17 protein-coding genes, 2 tRNA genes and 1 pseudogene are annotated in these 19,537 nt (G+C 28.6%); 12 read left to right on the forward strand and 8 right to left on the reverse strand.

The features are described from left to right. Positions 1–43: 43 nt before the first annotated feature. The 6 genes from folE2 to CKCE_RS01220 all read left to right on the forward strand — a co-directional run bounded on the left by folE2 (position 44) and on the right by CKCE_RS01220 (position 3,978). A complete protein-coding gene (folE2, locus tag CKCE_RS01195) occupies positions 44–862 on the forward strand; it encodes a GTP cyclohydrolase FolE2 (protein WP_015238500.1) in 819 nt (272 codons plus the stop codon). A gap of 142 nt (positions 863–1,004) precedes the next feature. Further along, positions 1,005–1,379 (forward strand): 30S ribosomal protein S6, encoded by a 375-nt coding sequence (rpsF, locus tag CKCE_RS01200; RefSeq protein WP_015389110.1) that lies wholly within the window; start codon positions 1,005–1,007, stop codon positions 1,377–1,379. A 16-nt stretch (positions 1,380–1,395) separates the two neighbouring features. Next, entirely contained in the window at positions 1,396–1,692 is a 297-nt protein-coding gene (locus CKCE_RS01205; RefSeq protein WP_015389109.1) for a primosomal replication protein N, read from the forward strand. 75 nt (positions 1,693–1,767) lie between these two features. Then, positions 1,768–2,040: a 30S ribosomal protein S18 gene (gene rpsR, locus CKCE_RS01210; RefSeq protein ID WP_015238503.1), complete on the forward strand. Its 273-nt coding sequence runs from the start codon at positions 1,768–1,770 to the stop codon at positions 2,038–2,040. 12 nt (positions 2,041–2,052) lie between these two features. Beyond that, positions 2,053–2,505: a 50S ribosomal protein L9 gene (rplI, locus tag CKCE_RS01215; protein WP_015238504.1), complete on the forward strand. Its 453-nt coding sequence runs from the start codon at positions 2,053–2,055 to the stop codon at positions 2,503–2,505. A 105-nt stretch (positions 2,506–2,610) separates the two neighbouring features. Beyond that, complete coding sequence (locus tag CKCE_RS01220) at positions 2,611–3,978, forward strand: replicative DNA helicase (RefSeq protein WP_015238505.1); 1,368 nt, start codon at positions 2,611–2,613, stop codon at positions 3,976–3,978. On the opposite strand, the gene pdxA is transcribed toward CKCE_RS01220, so the two are convergent. The 3 genes from pdxA to CKCE_RS01235 are packed head-to-tail and all read right to left on the reverse strand — an operon-like array spanning position 3,971 to position 5,910. Continuing rightward, positions 3,971–4,975 (reverse strand): 4-hydroxythreonine-4-phosphate dehydrogenase PdxA, encoded by a 1,005-nt coding sequence (gene pdxA / locus CKCE_RS01225; RefSeq protein WP_015238506.1) that lies wholly within the window; start codon positions 4,973–4,975, stop codon positions 3,971–3,973. The two genes, CKCE_RS01220 and pdxA, sit on opposite strands and share 8 nt — an antisense overlap. Positions 4,976–4,991: 16 nt before the next feature. Then, the gene (locus CKCE_RS01230; RefSeq protein ID WP_015238507.1) at positions 4,992–5,468 is read right to left on the reverse strand and encodes a peroxiredoxin; all 477 of its coding nucleotides are present in this window, start codon (positions 5,466–5,468) and stop codon (positions 4,992–4,994) included. A 4-nt stretch (positions 5,469–5,472) separates the two neighbouring features. Further along, complete coding sequence (locus CKCE_RS01235) at positions 5,473–5,910, reverse strand: Mth938-like domain-containing protein (RefSeq protein WP_015238508.1); 438 nt, start codon at positions 5,908–5,910, stop codon at positions 5,473–5,475. A 206-nt stretch (positions 5,911–6,116) separates the two neighbouring features. Here CKCE_RS01235 and CKCE_RS01240 point away from each other — a divergent pair, with 206 nt between their 5' ends. Beyond that, complete coding sequence (locus CKCE_RS01240) at positions 6,117–7,427, forward strand: homoserine dehydrogenase (protein ID WP_015389108.1); 1,311 nt, start codon at positions 6,117–6,119, stop codon at positions 7,425–7,427. Positions 7,428–7,486: 59 nt separating this feature from the next. On the opposite strand, the gene CKCE_RS01245 is transcribed toward CKCE_RS01240, so the two are convergent. From CKCE_RS01245 to CKCE_RS04005, 3 genes are read right to left on the reverse strand one after another with little or no spacing between them, the layout of a single operon-like run. Further along, positions 7,487–8,473 carry a class 1 fructose-bisphosphatase gene (locus tag CKCE_RS01245; RefSeq protein ID WP_015238510.1) on the reverse strand — a complete coding sequence of 329 codons (987 nt, stop codon included), beginning with the start codon at positions 8,471–8,473 and terminating at the stop codon, positions 7,487–7,489. Between the two features lie 10 nt (positions 8,474–8,483). Next, positions 8,484–10,631 carry an aminopeptidase N gene (gene pepN, locus CKCE_RS01250; RefSeq protein ID WP_225968714.1) on the reverse strand — a complete coding sequence of 716 codons (2,148 nt, stop codon included), beginning with the start codon at positions 10,629–10,631 and terminating at the stop codon, positions 8,484–8,486. Next, positions 10,592–11,242 (reverse strand): gluzincin family metallopeptidase, encoded by a 651-nt coding sequence (locus tag CKCE_RS04005; protein WP_015238512.1) that lies wholly within the window; start codon positions 11,240–11,242, stop codon positions 10,592–10,594. The genes pepN and CKCE_RS04005 overlap by 40 nt, the downstream gene beginning before the upstream one ends. Positions 11,243–11,580: 338 nt before the next feature. Here CKCE_RS04005 and tldD point away from each other — a divergent pair, with 338 nt between their 5' ends. From tldD to purB, 4 genes and pseudogenes are all read left to right on the forward strand, one after another. Next, on the forward strand, positions 11,581–13,044 hold the full coding sequence (tldD, locus tag CKCE_RS01255; protein ID WP_015238513.1) for a metalloprotease TldD: 1,464 nt from the start codon (positions 11,581–11,583) through the stop codon (positions 13,042–13,044). 173 nt (positions 13,045–13,217) lie between these two features. Continuing rightward, positions 13,218–14,291 carry a 3-deoxy-7-phosphoheptulonate synthase AroG gene (gene aroG / locus CKCE_RS01260; RefSeq protein ID WP_015389106.1) on the forward strand — a complete coding sequence of 358 codons (1,074 nt, stop codon included), beginning with the start codon at positions 13,218–13,220 and terminating at the stop codon, positions 14,289–14,291. Positions 14,292–14,382: 91 nt separating this feature from the next. Then, positions 14,383–15,484, forward strand: a pseudogene (gene mnmA / locus CKCE_RS01265) (tRNA 2-thiouridine(34) synthase MnmA). A 72-nt stretch (positions 15,485–15,556) separates the two neighbouring features. Then, the gene (purB, locus tag CKCE_RS01270; RefSeq protein ID WP_015238517.1) at positions 15,557–16,957 is read left to right on the forward strand and encodes an adenylosuccinate lyase; all 1,401 of its coding nucleotides are present in this window, start codon (positions 15,557–15,559) and stop codon (positions 16,955–16,957) included. Positions 16,958–16,967: 10 nt separating this feature from the next. On the opposite strand, the gene CKCE_RS01275 is transcribed toward purB, so the two are convergent. Together CKCE_RS01275 and CKCE_RS01280 are read right to left on the reverse strand one after the other, a co-directional pair. Then, positions 16,968–17,044: transfer RNA gene (locus CKCE_RS01275), tRNA-Met, on the reverse strand. Between the two features lie 148 nt (positions 17,045–17,192). Beyond that, positions 17,193–17,277 (reverse strand) — tRNA-Leu (locus CKCE_RS01280). Positions 17,278–17,348: 71 nt separating this feature from the next. Here CKCE_RS01280 and rnr point away from each other — a divergent pair. After that, positions 17,349–19,532, forward strand: a complete 2,184-nt coding sequence (gene rnr / locus CKCE_RS01285) for a ribonuclease R (RefSeq protein WP_015238518.1) — start codon at positions 17,349–17,351, stop codon at positions 19,530–19,532. The last annotated feature ends 5 nt before the right edge of the window (positions 19,533–19,537 follow it).

The raw sequence follows: 19,537 nt of genomic DNA on the forward strand, positions 1-19,537 counted from the left end.
CTTTATTTTATTAAAAAAAATTAATTAACTGATTATATAATAAATGGATATTAACAAAATAAATACAAATTCTGTGATACCAGATATACAAAGCTTAGTAGATGCTAGAAAAATTCCTATAAAGCGTGTTGGGATTCGTAATATTTGCTTGCCAACTAATATTTCAGATGCTAGTTCTATAATTCAAAATACCATAGCTAATTGGACTATGACTGTTTCACTATCAGAAAATGATAAAGGAACCCATATGTCTAGATTTATAGTTTTATTAGAAAATTATCGAACTAAAATACTGACTCCTGCTTTATTTGGTAGTATGTCTTTGGAAATGTTAACTTTATTAAATGCTATTAACGGCGATATTTCATTATCTTTTCCTTTTTTTATAGAAAAAACAGCTCCTGTATCAAAATCTAAAAGCCTAATGGACTATAAAGTTGAATGGATAGTTAGAGCTACTGAAAAAATAAAAACTGAATTTGAGCTTATTATACAAATTCCAGTTACAAGTTTATGTCCATGTTCTAAAGCTATCTCTTCATATGGAGCTCATAACCAAAGATCTAATATTACAATATCACTTGTTTTTAATGATTATTCTGATATTAAAATGTCAGATTTTATTGTGTTGGCTGAAAAAGAATCATCTTGTGAGTTATGGTCTTTATTAAAAAGGCCTGATGAAAAATATGTAACAGAATATGCTTATGAAAATCCTAAATTTGTTGAGGATTTGGTTCGTGATCTAGCTGCTAGTATAGATAAAAAATTTTTAAATATAAAAAAATATAGAATAGAGGCAGAAAATTTTGAATCAATACATAATCATTCAGCATACGCTATGGTTGAAAAAAGTGTATAATCTAGATTAGATGTAAATATTTTAAATAATTATTACTTTTATTGCTTTATCTGTTTGTTATTACTTGCTAGATATTTTTATCTAGCTGTTTTGAATTACTGTATAAGGTACTTTCTAAACATCCATAAGGGGTTTTATTATAATGAGACATTATGAAATTGTGTTTATAGTTCATCCAGACCAAAGTGAACAGGTTCCTGCGATGATAAAGAGATATACTTCTACTATTACTGAAGCTAATGGTATTATTCACAGAGTAGAAGATTGGGGTAGGCGTCAGTTAGCTTATCAAATAAATAAAATAGTAAAAGCGCATTATATTTGTATAAATATTGAGTGTTCACAAAGTATTCTAGATGAATTGGAAAATTCTTTTCGCTATAATGATGCTATTTTAAGGCATATGATAATTAAAAAGAAAAATTCTGAGACAGAGCCATCTATTATGATGAAAACAGTTGATAAAGAAGAGTCTTCTAATTCTTCAACAGACGAGTTAGAAATAATAGAAGAGTAGTTTTTGTTTATCTTCTATGAATTTTCTTAGTCTTAATGCAAGGATTCTAAATCGAGATTCTATAAGGTATAATTATGCTGGAATTCCGGTATTAGAAATGACCTTAAGTAGTTTTTCTAAAGTATTGGAATATAATATTGAACGTAATATTAATTTGACAATTAAGGCTATTGCTTTGGGAACTTTAGCCATATCTTTAGATAAAACTCCATACGATAAGGAATTTTTTGCGACTGGTTTTTTGGCTCCAATATACAAAAATTCAGTAATTCTAAGATTTCATTTGCAAAAAATAACAAGTAGTGATGACTAAATTAAATTTAGTTATAATTAAAATTTTTATTTGTACAATTATTTATAATTTGCAAAATAATTTAAAGGTATTAAAATGTCTTTCTATCGAAAACCTAAGGAAAAACGCAAATTTGTCCAACAAAATCCTTTATTTAAACGTCGTAAATTTTGCAGGTTCACAGCTGCTAAAGTAGAAGAAATAGATTATAAGGATGTGGACATCTTAAAAGATTTTATACAAGAAAATGGCAAAATAATTCCAGCACGTCTTACTGGCACAAAAGCTATATATCAACGTCAATTGGGAATTGCTATTAAACGAGCACGTTTTTTAGCATTATTGCCTTATACAGATAATCATAAATAGATATGAGTTAATATGGAAATTATTTTATTAGAAAAAGTGTCATCGCTAGGTAATTTAGGGGATGTAGTTCGTGTTAAAGATGGATATGCAAGAAATTACCTAATTCCTAAGAAAATAGCGCGTCGTGCTACAAAAAATGCTATAAAAGAATTTGAAGATAAAAGAATAGAACTGGAACAAATACAATTAGATAAATTTAATACTGCCATGGATATTAGTACTAAATTATCTGGTTTCCAATTACTTATACATCAGAAATCAAGTGTTGATGGAAGACTTTTTGGTTCTGTTACTAATTCCGATGTATCTGAGCATTTAAAAAAATCTGGTTTTGATATTAATAAATCTCAAATAAATTTATCAGTCGAGCATATAAAAACAATTGGTGAATTTTCAGCTAAAATAAAACTGCATCCTGATGTAGTTTCTGAAATAACTATATTAGTTTCTAAAGAAAATTCTTAATTTATTTCTTGTATAAGAATTTGATTTAATTCAAATTCTTATACATTAAAATTTTAAATCCAAAAACCATAATTGGTAATATGATTTTTTTTCAATGAAATAATTATGAATAATAAATCAAAAGATTTAGATTATCTACGTACTCCACCTCATTCTATAGAAGCAGAACAGTCTGTATTGGGTGGATTATTTATAGATAACAGTACTTGGGATAAAGTATCTGATGTTATAAAAGAAGAAGATTTTTATAAAAATGAGCATAAGATTATATGGAAACATATAGAAAAATTAATCAGTGCTGACCGTCCTGTTGATATTATTACAATTAATGATTCATTGTTAAATTCTGGAAAATCAGAAGATGTAGGTGGTATAGAATATCTTAATGCATTGGCTCACAATACACCTTCTGCTGCAAATATACGTAGATATGCAGAAATAGTTCGTGAACGTGCTATTTTAAGAAAATTAATTAGCATATCAGAAGAAATATCAGAGAATGCTTTAAATACAAAAGGAAAAGATGCCAAACAAATATTAGATGAGGCAGAAGCTAAGGTTTTTAGAATAGCACAAGATCGGATATCTAATTTTATTGGTTTTCAAGAAATACAGCCTCTATTATCGCAAGTAGTAGAAAGAATAGATGAATTATATAGTCGTGATAGCAATTCTGATATTACTGGAGTTCCTACTGGCTTTATAGATTTAGATAAAATGACATCTGGTTTGCAACCTGGTGATTTAATTGTTGTGGCTGGTCGCCCATCTATGGGTAAAACTGCTTTCTCTATGAATATAGGAGAATATGTTTCAATAGAGCATGGTTTGCCAGTAGCTATTTTTTCCATGGAAATGAGTGCCACTCAATTGGCTATGAGAATGCTTGGTTCTATTGGAGTAATAGATCAGCATAAAATTCGTACAGGTAGATTAACAGAAGAAGATTGGCCAAAGATAACTAATGCTATACAAAGTATGCAAGATGCCCAACTTTATATAGATGAATCTCCTGCATTGAATGTGATGGAAGTCAGAGCTAAAACTAGAAGACTATCACGCCAATGTGGACAGCTAGGATTAATTATAATAGATTATATGCAACTGATGTCTGGCAATGGTGAGGAAAATAGGGCTACAGAAATTTCTGAAATTAGCCGTTCATTGAAAGGTCTAGCAAAAGAATTAAATTGCCCATTAATAGCTTTATCACAGTTAAATCGTAGTTTAGAGCAAAGACAAAACAAAAGACCTGTTATGAGTGATCTAAGAGAATCAGGTGCGATTGAACAGGATGCTGACTTAATTTTATTTATATATAGAGATGAAATATATAATCCTGATTCGCAAGAAAAAGGAATAGCAGAAATTATTATAGGAAAACAAAGGAACGGTCCTATTGGTACTATTAAATTAACATTCCAAGGGCCTACAACAAGATTTTTGAATTTTGCTAATACCTCGTCTATTTAGTAGTAGATTTGAATATATCTACTGCTGCGTTAATAGCATTTAATAAAGAATCTGGGCTTGCTGTGCCTTCCTTCCAAGCAATATCAAAAGCTGTTCCATGATCAACGCTAGTTCGGATTATTGGTAATCCTAGTGTTATATTAACACCGCTATCTATACCTAAATATTTTATTGGAATTAATCCTTGATCATGATATTGTGCAACTACTATATCAAACTTACCGGTTCTTGCTTGCATAAAGACCGTATCTCCAGGCCATGGACCAGATACATTTATACCTTCATTTCTAGCTTTAGTTATGGCTGGATTAATAAATTTAATTTCTTCAATACCGAATTTGCCATTTTCCCCAGCATGTGGGTTAAGTCCAGCTACAGCTATACGAGGATCTTCAATGCCAAGCATTTTACATGCATTATATGCCATTTTTATGGAATTCAACTCTGATGAAATACTTATGCTATTACTTACATTGGATAGTGGCAAATGAATCGTAACTAAGATAATTCTTAAAGAATCATTAATCATCATCATATTAAATTTTTTGCTATTAGTTAATTTAGCTAATAATTCTGTATGTCCTGGAAAATTTATATTAGCTTTAGCAAAAGATTCTTTGTTTATAGGACACGTTACTACTGCATTTATTTTGCTAGATAGAGCATCACTAACTGCATTTTTAATACAGTTGTACGAAGAAATTCCTGCTATTTCACTAACTGTTGATGGTTTAAAATCATCTGGTTTTATTTCGTAACAATTAATAATATTTAGATAGGAGCTATCAGCAATTAAATTATTAGAAAAAAGTTCATTAGATTTTAATAACCTAATATTTATTTTCTTTCCTATTAATTTGGCTGCTTTGCTAATAATGTAAGGGTCAGCATAAACAACTGTTGGCACTAAGAATTTAGCTAAAAATGATTTTACAATAATTTCAGGTCCGATTCCAAATGGATCGCCCATGGTTATTCCAATAACTGGTAATTTCATATTAATGATATAAAAACTATTTATTAGTTAATGTTTTATCCAGAAAATCTAATACTTGCGTAGCATGATTATCAACCTTGATTTTACGCCATTCCATTATAATATTACCTTCAGTATTAATTAGAAAAGTGCTTCTTTCTAAACCTAATACAGTTTTTCCATATATATTCTTCTTTTTTAAAACATTATATAGAGAGCATATATTTTGATTTTGATCAGATATAAGAGGAAATGGTAATGAAAATTTTGATTTGAAATTTTCATGTGACTTAATACTATCTCTGGATACTCCCAAAACTTCTGTATTCCTTATAGAAAATTCTCTATATAAATCTTTAAACTCAAGGTTTTCCTTAGTGCAACCAGGTGTGTTGTCTTTAGGGTAAAAAAACAATATTAAGTTTTTTCTATGAAGATAATCATCTAGTTTAATTACACCTAATGTGCTATCTTCTTGAAATTTTGGAGCTGGTTTTATAATAAAATTATCCATAACTTTAAATATTATCCCTCATAGGAATAGCAGCAAATATAACATCTCTATTATTCAATATTGACATATTATAAGTATATATTGCTGATCTAGTATTCATAATTTCTACGCTAATGCCCATTTTATATAGTGGCAATAATACATCATTATCTATAATTTCATAAGAATTTCCAGTTCCTATTAATAAGAATTCAGGTAAATATTCATTATGATTTATTTCTACTTTCTTTTGCTTATCAACATCATTACAAAAACTATTCAATAACAACATAATTTTTTCTGATGTTATATCAATATGTTTATTTATTTCCCAATTCCTTACATTTCCCTTTTTTCCAAAGAAAATTGAGCCAATATATTTTTCTTTATTAACGGTTATAAAACCATTGCCATAAGAATCAATTATATTTACAGATTCTATATTTTCTAAATATAACTTCAAATGGAAATCCTTTTTTATTAAACAATGGTTTAATTATTTTTTATAAAAAATGTAATTTAATCATAAAGGTAAATAATTATATATTTATGTATACTAAATAATAATAATTATGTCTTTGATAAGTATATTACAATATGAATAAGCTCATGTTATTATTTAGTTTGAATTGATGTGGTTATATATATTTTAACAAAATGGTGGTGTTAATGGATTCTATAAAAGTTGGCCTGCTTGGTATGGGTGTCGTAGGTAGTGGCACTTGGACTGTTTTAGATCGAAATGCAAAAGAAATAGCAAGACGTGCTGGTAGAAATATAGAAATTTCTAAAATTGCTACTCTGAATGTAGATCATGCTCGTTCTTTGGTCAATGGCAAGACTGAAGTTATTCAAAATGCTTACGATATAGTAAGGGATCCAAATATTGATATAGTTGTTGAATTGATAGGTGGTGATACTATAGCTTTAGATTTAGTAAGAGAAGCTATCGATAATGGCAAACATGTAGTTACTGCCAATAAGGCTATGCTAGCAAAACATGGAAATGAAATCTTTGCAAAAGCTTCATCCAAGGGAGTAATAGTAGCTTTTGAAGCAGCTGTTGCTGGAGGAATACCAATTATAAAAGCAATTAGAGAGGGTTTAACTGCTAATCGCATAAAATTTATAGCTGGTATTATTAATGGCACTACTAATTTTATATTATCTGAAATGAGAAGTACTGGATTGCCATTTAAAGAGGTGTTATCTAAAGCACAAAAACTTGGATATGCAGAGGCTGATCCAACTTTTGATATTGAAGGAGTAGATGCAGCTCATAAATTAACATTGTTAGCTTCATTATCTTTTGGTATTCCTGTTCAATTCCAGAGTGCTTATATTGAAGGTATTTCTCAATTGTCTTCAGAAGACATAACTTATGCAGAAAAATTAGGTTATCGTATAAAATTATTAGCTATAACCAAATATAGAGCAGATGGTATTGAATTAAGAGTTCATCCAGCTTTAATATCATCATCTTGTTTATTAGCTAGTGTAGAAGGGGCTATGAATGCAGTATTTGTAAAAGGTGATGCTGTTGGCCCAACACTATATTACGGACAAGGGGCAGGTGGTGAACCCACAGCTTCAGCTGTTATCGCTGATTTAGTAGATGTAACAAGGCTTCAAACAGCTGATCCAGGTAATAGAGTTCCACATTTAGCATTTCAGGCAGATGCTTTATCAGATGCTCGTATTTTACCAATAGAGTTAATTTCTACATCGTATTATCTAAGATTAAGAGTTATCGACCAACCTGGAGTTCTTTCTGAAATATCGAAAATCTTAGCTGTTTCTAACATATCTATTGGTTCTATGATACAAGAAATATGTTCTAATAGTAAAAATGAAGCAGATATTATATTCATCACTCATGAATCTATAGAAAGAAATATTAATCAGGCTATTAAACAGATTGAATCTTTGCCTGTAGTACAATCAAAAGTGACTAGATTAAGAATAGAAAGCATTAATTAATTGTGCATAATTGGCAAGTAGCGTGATATTTTAATAGGGATATCACGCTACTCATTGTATTATTGATAATATTTTTTTATAATTTCTACTTCTGCTTTTGAACCTAGAACCACACCAATTCTTTGATGTAGTTCCTTTGGTTCTATTTCTAAAATAGATTCTGTACCACTGGTTGCTAATCCTCCAGCTTGTTCAATTAAAAAACTCATTGGGTTAACTTCATACATAAGTCTCAGTTTACCATTAATTGAATTTGAATCTTTGGGATATAGGAATATTCCACCTCTTCTCAAGATTCTATGAATATCAGCAACCATTGATCCAACCCATCGCATATTATATTTCTTTTTTAATGGACCGTCAGTTCCCATAAGGCAATCTTCTATATATTGTTTTATTCTAGAATCCCAAAGCTTCATATTAGAAGCATTTATTGAAAATTCTGAGCTATGTACAGGTATGGTAATTTTTTCTTCTTTTAATACCCATTCATTATAACTATCTAAAATAAAAGATAAAACTCCATCTCCAATAGATAAAACTAAATTAGTTTGTGGTCCATATATTATATAACCTGCTGCAATTTGTTTTTTTCCTTTTTGTAGAAAACTTTTTTCTGTAATACTATTATCATTATCATCTGTTTTTAATATAGAAAATATTGTGCCAATAGATATGTTTACATCTATATTTGACGATCCATCTAAAGGATCAAATAATAATAAATAATCACCTCTAATATATGCATTTGGTATTTCATATATTGTTTCTACTTCTTCAGAAGCTATCCCTGCTAAACAAGATATACATTCTGAATCTTTTATAATTAATTCATTAGCAATAATATCTAATTTTTTTTGTTGTTCTCCTTGCACATTAATAGTATTAGATTCAGAAAAAATATCATATTCATTCCCATTTCTAATAATAGAATTAATCTTTTTGCAAGAATTAGTAATTGTATTTAACAAAACTAATAAATTTTTATCTATCTTAGAACAATCAAGTTGTTTTTTTAAAAAAGTTGATAGAGTTATATTATTCAAATAATTCTCCTTAAAAAATATTCAAGGCTTTTGAAACAATTTCAAAAGTATTTCTTGATAAATCATCACGTTTGTAAACAATCTCAATAGCATCATACATTTGAGATTTTAATTCAGGGGTAAAACAATACCAATTATCTAATGCTCTAGCTAATCTAGCTGCAACTTCTGGGTTTATCTTATCTAGATTAATGACTTGTTCAGCCCAATATTGATATCCTGAGCCATCATTTTTATGCATATGTAAATAATTTTTGAAACAAAATTGGAAAACTAATGATCTTACTCTATTTGGGTTTTGAGGAAAAAAATCAGGATGTTTCATCAAACATTTAATTTCTTTAATTCCAGTACATCTTGAGGAAGATTGTATTGCAAACCACTTATCTATTACTAAATTATTGTTTTTCCATTTATTATAAAAATATAATTTTGCTTTATTTGCTTTATTTTCATCTCCCAAAATTAATAAATTCGATAGCATCGCAATAGAATCTGTCATATTCTTAGAAGTATAGAAGTAGTTTTCAATTTTTTCCTCAATATAATTATTCCCACTTGCTAGAAGATATTTTATAATCAAGTTTCTTAATAAACGATTGTTTGCTAATCTAGGATCATATATTTCTGAAGTAACTATTTCTTCATTTTCAAGCTTTTCTAACTTAGACAAAAAGTAGTCTGACAATTCATATCCTATTGTTTTAATTAATCCGTAACGAGTTTCTGTTATTAAAATAGGATCTATGATTTTTACATGATTGAATAATATACTCTCATTAGGAATAGTTAAGAGTTTTGCACAATAGGAATTATCTAGGTTTTTGTTTGATATTATTTTTTTAAAAGTTTCAAAATATTCTTCATTAATTCTTAAATTAGAACTATTTGTCATATTTTCTAGTATTTTGCGAATACTTAACTCTTGAAGAGCTTCCCAACGAGCAAAATAATCTCTGTCATGGTTAGCTAATATATATAGTTCATTGGTGCTATATTTATAATTCACTTTAACTGGTGCTGAAAAATTTCTCAATAAGGAAGGAATAGGATGATTATTTATAGATTTAAAAGTCCAGCTTTGAGTTTTTTTATATAGTTCAAGAATAAAAGTATCTTTAGTATTGTAATAATTTTTATTATCGTCTTCTAATACTAAATTTATACTATTTCCGTTGTAATCTAAAAAACCAATAGCAAAAGGTATATGGAAAGGTTTTTTTTCTTTAAAAAAAGTCTGCTTATTGTTTTCTATCCCAACAAAATCACATTCTTGATTAAGTATAACTGTGCATGTATTTTTATTTTCATCATATTTTATAACTACATTAATAGTAGGAGTGCCTGCTTGTTTATACCAATTCTTAAATATGCTGAAATCGGAATTTTTATTATTGATTGAATTAAATTCTCTTTCTTTATATATAGATTGCATAACATTTAAAAAATCATCGCATGTTACTGCTTTACCATCATAAAGACTAAAATATTTATTAATACCTTTTAAAAAATTTTCATAACCTAAGATATTATTTAGCATTCTAATTATTTCTGATCCTTTTTCATAAATAGTAGCAGTATAAAAATTACTTATTTCTTGATAATTATCAGGGCGTATAGGGTGTGCCATAGGACCAGAATCCTCTGGAAATTGATTTGACCTTAAATTTATAGCATCATCAATACGCTTTACAGCTTTTATAGTTAGTTTTGTTTCTTCATCTTTAACTAAATCAGACATAACATCACTAAAAAACTCTTGTTCACGAAAAACAGTAAGGCCCTCTTTTAAACTTAATTGGAACCAGTCTCTGCATGTAACTCGATTCCCTGTCCAATTATGAAAATATTCGTGACCTATTACAGTAATTATATTTTCATAATCAGAGTCTGTGGCCGTATTTTCATCTGCCAATATGTATGATGAATTAAAAATATTTAAACCTTTATTTTCCATAGCTCCCATATTAAAATCATTGACAGCTACTATCATATATTGATCCAAATCTAATTTTAGATTATATCTATACTCATCCCATCTGATAGCTTTTACTAGCGAATACATTGCCCATTCTGTTTTATTTTGGAATTTTGGATCACTATAAATTTGTAAAGTTACTACTTTGCCATCAATTGTTTTAATTTTTTTTCTAAACATGAAAATTCACCAACGACTAATGCAAATAAATAACTAGGCTTTGGAAAAGGATCTTCCCAAATGGCTTCCTTTTTTCCATCAGGTAATATTTTTTTACTTATTAAATTGCCATTAGAAAGTAATGTAGAGTATTTTGCATCTGCAATTAATGTAACTAAATATTTCGACATTACATCAGGTCTATCTGGGAAACAAGTTATTTTTCTAAATCCCTCTGGCTCACACTGAGTGATAAAATTTTTATTAGATAAGTACAAGCCCATCATAGTTAAATTTTCTGATGGAAAACATTTTGTTATTATTGTTAAAGTCCCAGAATCAGGAAATTGTTTTATAAGCAAAAAATCTTTTTGTACTATATAATTATCCTTACTTAGTTTTTTCTTGTTAAGAATGATATCTATTAATGCTAACTCATTAAAATCTGCATTTAAATATAAGTCATCATCCTGAAATTTTATTTTTCTTTGTATTTCCATTGTATTTGTAACTATAGTACAATTTTCATCAAGATTTATTTGCAAATCAACTTTTTGTATGAAAAAAGGAAATTCTCTATAATCAAAGCGATTTATAGTTATTGGTTTTTTAAACTTTTTTACTGGTAGCATATTTGTTTTGTTTATTGTTAATTAAAGTTAAATATTCAATGAAATATTATTATCAATACTAATTCTAGATTATCAATCATAAATAATTAATAAGGTGAACCTATTAAGGTAGAGAAATTTATTATTGTTACAAACTTATTGAACTACGTTAAATAATAAAATTTTAAAATATCTAATATTACTTAAAAGTAAGATCATTCAATGATCGCAATTTTTATGACTTAAAACAGTGTTTTGATTTTAGAACACTCAAGTCAAACTAAAAAATATATTACTAGTCTGTTATAGTAATATAAAAATATTAATTGTAATAACTACAATACAGATAAGAATCATATATGAAAATAAATAATCTTCGAAACAATAATTTACATATTGCACAAAAAACTCTTTTAGATCCATTTGGCCTTAATGAACTAAGTTTAGATAAGGCTATGGGCACTATACTTTCTAATAAAGTTGATTATGCTGATTTATATTTTCAATATGTTATAAAAGAAAGTTGGAGTTTAGAGGAAGGAATTGTAAAAAATGGAAATTTTGCCATTAATCAGGGAGTTGGGGTTAGAGCTATTAGTGGAGAAAAAACTGCTTTTGCATATTCAGACTCAATATCTCTAGACTCTCTTATAAAATCATCAAAAATAGTTAGTAATATAGCTAGATCTGGCTCAAAGCATCACGAAAAGATAACTTTACCATTTAATTATCAATATAATTTATATCAGCCTATAAACCCATTGGATACATTAACAGCTGATAGCAAAGTACGGTTACTAGAAAAAATTGAAAAGATGGCTAAAAAAAGTAGTCATAAAATAACACAGGTTATGGCTAATTTATCAGCTATGTATGAGGTTATACTTGTATCAGCCAGTGATGGAAAACTTGTTGCTGATGTAAGACCATTAGTTAGATTGTCATTGACCGTCATTGCTGAAGATAATGGTCGTAGAGAAACAGGACATGCTGGAGGAGGGTCAAGATCTGATTTTTCTTTTTTTTCTGATGAAATACTAAGTTCTTATGTAGATCAAGCAATAAAAGAATCCTTAACAAATTTAGAAGCTAAAGAAGCTCCTGCTGGAGAAATGAAAGTAGTATTAGGAAATGGGTGGCCAGGTATTTTATTACATGAAGCGGTAGGCCATGGATTAGAAGGAGACTTCAACCGTAAGGGATCAAGCGTTTTTTCTGGCAAAATTGGTGAAAAAGTTGCTAGTAAAGGTGTTACTGTAATAGATAATGGTACGATTGAAGGAAGAAGAGGTTCTCTAAATGTTGATGATGAAGGTAATTCTACAAAAAGCAATGTTTTAATTGATGATGGAGTTTTGTGTAATTATATGCAAGATATAATGAATGCAAAATTAATGAAAATGCAACCAACAGGTAACGGTAGAAGAGAATCTTTTGCTCATATACCATTACCAAGAATGACAAACACTTATATGTTATCTGGTTCATTCCATCCAGAAGAGATCATTTCATCTGTAAATTATGGTGTTTATGCTGCTAATTTTTCTGGAGGGCAAGTTGACATAACTAGCGGTAAATTTGTTTTTTCTGCATCTGAAGCATATATGATAGAGGATGGAAAAATAACTAAACCTATAAAAGGTGCAACCTTGATAGGTAGTGGTCCAGAAGTAATGAATCAAATATCAATGATTGGAAATGATTTAAAGCTTGATTCTGGAGTTGGTACTTGTGGTAAAGATGGACAAAGTGTTCCTGTTGGAGTTGGAATGCCAACAATACTTATAGATAGGTTGACAGTAGGTGGTACAAGTAATTCTTAACATCAAAGATTTGCAAAAAATAATTATATTGCTTATTATCGATGACATAAATATTTATTTAATCAAAAACTTTTATTTGTATAAGAAAGAATATTAATTATTTTTGTATTAGCGGTTAGATAAAAAACTTATTTGACTTTTGAAATTATATAACAGTTCTGTGAGGTAGCATAGTGACTTATAATACCGATGATATTCGTATCCGTGAAATTAAAGAATTAAATCCACCTGCAAATGTAATGAAAGAGCTGGAGTGTACTCGTGAAGCTTCAGAAACGGTTCATTCTGCAAGAAATGCAATTCATAAGATATTGTATGGTGTTGATGATAGACTAGTTATTGTAGTAGGTCCTTGTTCAATACATGATGTAAAAGCTGCTACTGAGTATTCAAAAAAACTAAGTGAAATAAGAAAAAGCTTAAAATCAGAACTTGAAATAGTAATGAGGGTTTATTTTGAAAAACCACGTACTACAGTTGGCTGGAAAGGATTAATAAATGATCCTGATTTGGATTCTAGTTTTAACATTAACAAAGGAATACGGTTAGCTAGATCTTTACTATTAGAAATAAATTCATCAGGATTACCAGCTGGATGTGAATATCTAGACATGATTACACCACAATATATAGCAGACTTAGTTTCTTGGGGAGCAATAGGTGCAAGAACCACTGAAAGTCAGGTTCATCGTGAATTAGCATCTGGGTTATCTTGCCCAGTAGGATTTAAAAATGGAACTGATGGAAATATTAAAATAGCAATTGATGCAATTAAAACAGCTTCTCAGCCACATCATTTTCTTTCTGTTACTAAAGGCGGGCATTCCGCAATAGTATCTACAGATGGTAATGAAAATTGCCACATAATTTTGAGAGGTGGTACAGAACCTAATTATGATGCCATTAGTGTTCAAAAAGCAAGCGAAGAAATGGGCAAATCTGGTTTAGCCTCTAGGTTAATGATAGATGCAAGTCATTCAAACAGTAATAAAAAACCAGAAAATCAACCATTAGTAATTGAAGATATATGCAAACAGCTTGAAAATGGTGAGTCAAGAATATTTGGAATTATGATTGAGAGCTACTTAGAAGCTGGACGTCAAGATTTTATACCTGGAAAAGATTTAGTTTATGGTAAAAGTATTACAGATGCTTGTATAGGATGGGATACTACTGTTGAAGTTCTTAATAGATTAGCTAGTGCAGTTCGTACTCGTCGCCAATACTTATCACAAACACATGATTAGTTTTTTATAATTCAATAAAAATAAAGACATCTTATATAGAGTGTCTTTATTTTTTAATAAAGTATTTCAATAGCTTTTAACTAAAGGCTCTATGGCAAAAAAAACATATAAAGAGTTAGTAGTACTTGGAATGTCTGGTGGAGTTGACTCTTCTGTTGCTGCTTTTATTTTGAAAGAACAAGGTTATAAAGTAGTTGGGTTATTTATGCAAAATTGGGAAGATGATAGTAACGACTCATTTTGTAATATCAAAGAAGACCTATTAGATGCAGCAAGTGTAGCTGATTTAATTGGAATAGATTTCGAATATATAAATTTTGCTAAAGAATATAAAGAAAAAGTTTTTTCTATATTTCTTCAAGAATATTCTATGGGCAGAACTCCAAATCCAGATATTTTATGTAATTCAGAAATAAAGTTTAAAGCTTTTTTGGAGCATTCTTTAAAAATTGGCGCTACAAAAATAGCTACTGGACATTATGCTAGAATAAAAAATGAAAATAATAAATTCCAATTACTGAAGGCTGTTGATTCAAATAAGGACCAAAGCTATTTTTTATATAAGTTAAATCAAAATCAACTTTCTAGTGCTATTTTTCCTATAGGAAACTTATATAAAACCCAAGTTAGAGAAATAGCAAAGAAAATAGGTTTACATAATGCTTCTAAAAAAAGACTCTACTGGCATTTGTTTTATTGGAGAAAGACCATTTGCTGATTTTTTAAACAAGTATATAAAAGAAAAAGAAGGTCCAATATTAACAATTGATGGAAAAGAAATAGGAACTCATAAAGGCGTATTTTTTTATACTATTGGACAGAGAAAGGGATTGGGATTAGGTGGAATAAAAGGATTCTCTTCACAAAAAAATCCTTGGTATGTATTTAAAAAAGATTTAGATAAAAATATTATTTATGTTGTACAAGATCATGATAATAAAATGCTTTACTCTAAAACATTAGAAATAAATGATATTAGTTGGATAAATGGTTTTCCTCCAGATAAAGTAGAGCAAAATGACTATTCATCAAAATCTAGATATCGACAATCCGAAGCCAAATGTAAAATTAAATTTATTGGTAATGAAAAGGCATTAATTACTTTTTTTGAACCACAATGGGCAATAACAAAAGGACAATCTTTAGTTATATATGACAATGATGTATGCTTAGGTGGTGGTATCATTTGTTAACTAGTTTTGTGTTATATAATTGTAGTATTTTTTTAAATTTATTAGTTATAATTAATAAGAGAGTTAATAACCATGTTAGAAAAACTTAATGCTTTATCTCCCCTAGATGGAAGATACGCTTCTTCTGTAAATGAGTTAAGACCATTTCTTTCTGAGTATGCTTTCATGGCACATAGGGTAGAAATAGAAATCAATTGGTTAATTGCTTTATCAAATTATAATTTACCAGAAATTAAACGTTTTTCAGATGAAGAACACAAAAAACTTAATGATTTAATAAAAAACTTTTCAGTAAAAGATGCTGATGATATAAAAAAAATAGAAAAAACCACTAACCATGATGTGAAAGCAGTTGAATATTGGTTAAAGGAAAAAATATCTTTTATAGCAAACTTTGATAAAGTTTCAGAATTTATTCATTTTGCATGCACATCTGAAGATATTAATAATACATCTCACGCTTTAATGCTACTAAGAACTAGAGAAAAGATATTAGTTCCTGTTTTAGAACACTTAATAGATAACTTAGAAAAATTAGCAAAAAAATATTCTAATCAACCTATGCTTTCTAGGACACATGGTCAGCCAGCAAGTCCTACTACAATAGGAAAAGAATTTGCTAATGTTGTAATAAGATTAAAAATAGCTTTAACAAAAATTAAATCTGTAAAAATTTTAGCTAAACTTAATGGTGCTACTGGCAACTATAATGCACATATATCATCATATCCAAACATAAATTGGCCTAATTTGAGCTGTGATGTTATAAATAAGTTAGGCTTAATACAAAACACTCACACAACACAAATAGAACCTCATGATTGGATAGCAGAGTTGTTTGATAGTATTAGCAGAATAAATACGATAATACTTGATTTAGATAGAGATATTTGGGGATATATATCTTTAGGTTATTTTAAGCAAATTTTAAAAGAAGGTGAGGTCGGTTCATCAACTATGCCTCATAAAGTGAACCCTATTGATTTTGAAAACTCAGAAGGTAATATAGGAATGGCAAATTGTATTTTAAGACATATGTCAGATAAATTACCAGTATCTAGATGGCAAAGAGATTTGACTGATTCTACTGTGCTCAGAAACATAGGAGTAGCACTAGGATATTGTTTAGTATCTTGGAAATCATGTATTAGAGGTTTAAATAAATTAGAAATCAATAAAACCAACATCGACAATGACATAGATAACTGTTGGGAAATATTAGCTGAACCAATACAAACAATAATGAGAAAACATGGTTTACCTAAACCATATGAACAATTAAAATCCCTAACTAGAGGAAGAGGAATTAATAAAGAGTCTCTCAGAGAATTTATCAAAAATCTTGATTTGCCAAAAGAAGAAAAATCATATTTATTAACACTGGAGCCAAGAAAATACATAGGTCTTTCAGAATCACTATCTTTAGAAACTCAAGTGTCTAATAAGCTATTGAAAAATTATTTCAATTCATAGAAAAGAAAAATGGTGGCGCATCCCTGACTCGAACAGGGGACCTGCGGATTATGATTCCGTCGCTCTAACCGACTGAGCTAATGCGCCATCTCAATATTTAAGATAGTCTAAGCAAAAACAATACTAAAATCAATATAATATTTAACAAAATAACTAAATAAGGTGGTTTTTATAACTTTTTTCTAAAAAACTATCTTATAATGAAATAATATCTATTACAAATTTCACCTAACATTGGTGCCCAGAAGAGGATTTGAACCTCCATACTTGTAAGTACATGGACCTGAACCATGCGCGTCTACCAATTTCGCCACCTGGGCATAAATTTGTTTTAGATTAACATTGATAATGTTACATATAACGTTACGGATTATATACGGAAATAATTACTTTGGCAAAATTAGAAAAAAATAATATTAAATTAAATGAAACAATTCCAAACTGGTTTGATCATAATTTACCTTCGAGAGAAGAAATTGTTTCTTGCATAAGAAAACACAATAAAAAATTAAATGAACTAGATATAGCAAATTTATTACAAATAAAACAAAAGAAAACTATTACTAGCCTGAAAAGACGTCTAGCTGCTATGCAAAAGGATGAGCAGATTGTTATTGATAATTTAGGATATATATCAATAAATATAAACAATATTGTTTTAACAGGTAAAGTTACACTTAAAAATGACGGCACTGGTGTTCTATCAACAAACAGTGAGAAAATTTTTATAAATCACAAGGAAATGCGCAAAGTCTTTCATGGCGATCATGTACAAGTAAAAAAAGTAAAATATAACAAAACCTTAAATTGTACAGAAGGGAAAATTTTAGAAGTGTTAGAACGCTCATCTAAAAATATAATAGGTAAAATTATCAAAAGAGAAAATAATTTTTATTTAATACCTATAGAACCAAAATACAATAATAAAATTATATTGCCTGATAAAAATTTATCAGAGGGTCAAGTGGTTATTATTGATATAATAAAACAACCATCAGTTTATTCATTAGCCGTAGGCAATATAAAAGAGTATATCGGTAATATCAATGATCCTAAGATAGGAACTAAAGTTTCTTTAGAAAAATTTCATATCAGAAATTCTTTCAATGAAAAAATATTTGAAGAATTAGAAAGCATCACAAATGATATAAGCTCTTTTAAAAAAAATAGAACTGATTTGACGAGTTTACCATTTATTACAATAGATGATGAAAATGCTCGTGATTTTGATGATGCATTATTTTGCAAAAAAATAATTGATAAAAATGGAATAATTTCATGGGAAGTTTTTGTAGCTATTGCAGATGTATCAGAATATGTAAAACCTGATATGGAAATAAATCAGGAGGCATTTGAGAGAGGGACAAGTATATATTTTCCAGAATATGTTGTTCCTATGTTGCCTGAAAAAATATCAAACAATATTTGTTCTTTAATACCTGAAGAAAAAAGATTAGTGCTTGTTTGTCAATTTACAGTATCTGAAAGCATACTATCAGATAAAGATCATATAGTTAAAAATTACTCATTTTATCAAGCAATTATCAAATCAAAAGCAAGAATGAGCTATGACAGTATAGACAAGTTTATATCTGATAAAAATATTAATATTGACGATGATGTTAAGGTTAATATTGATAATCTTCAACAAGCATATAATATTCTCTCGATAGCTTCAAAATTAAGAGGGTCTATAGCATTTGAAATGCAAGAAAATAAAATAATTTTTTCAGAAAATGGACACATTGAAAAAGTAGTAAAAAAAGAACGATATATTGCAAATAAAATAGTTGAAGAATGCATGTTAGCCGCAAACAGTTGTGCAGCACACTTCATTTATATAAATAAAAATATCTGTCTATATAGAGTACATGACAAACCTTCGAATAGCTCCGTTAATAACTTAACTAAATTTCTAACAACTCAAAATATTAAAATAGATAATTATAATTTTTCTACATCACAAGGCATAAATAATTTTCTAGAAGACATAAGAGATAGGAATAACTTTAATATTATACAACTAGCCTGTTTGCAGGCAATGCAGCCTGCATCTTATAGCATACATAATATAGGTCATTTTGGGTTATCGTATGAATTATATGCTCATTTCACATCTCCAATTAGAAGGTATCCGGATTTATTTAATCATAGGATGATAAAGAAAATAATTAACTCGACAAATCATAATCCATTGCATGGAACTTCTAATGATGAACTTATAAAGTTTGGAAATGATATGTCTATCTGTGAGCGGTCTGCAGATGAAGCTTCTAGATATGCTCATAATTGGATGTTATTAAGTTTTTTAAAAAAATATGAAGGTAAATTTTTCAATGGAATTATAACAAATATTCTAAATTATGGTATGTTTGTAAATATAGAAAATATGTTTATAGACGGAATGCTACATATATCAGAATTAAAAAAAGAAAAATTTAAATATGATAAAGATATGAACTATTTTTATAACAAAGAATCAAAAATATCATATAATTTAGGTGGAAAAATCAGAGTGCTTATTAAGCTTGTGAATATAGAACAAGGGCAAGTTGTACTGGGGTTAGTTAAATAATACTA

Origin of the sequence: Candidatus Kinetoplastibacterium crithidii (ex Angomonas deanei ATCC 30255), from assembly GCF_000319225.1 — a bacterium.
Lineage (GTDB): Bacteria > Pseudomonadota > Gammaproteobacteria > Burkholderiales > Burkholderiaceae_B > Kinetoplastidibacterium > Kinetoplastidibacterium crithidii_B.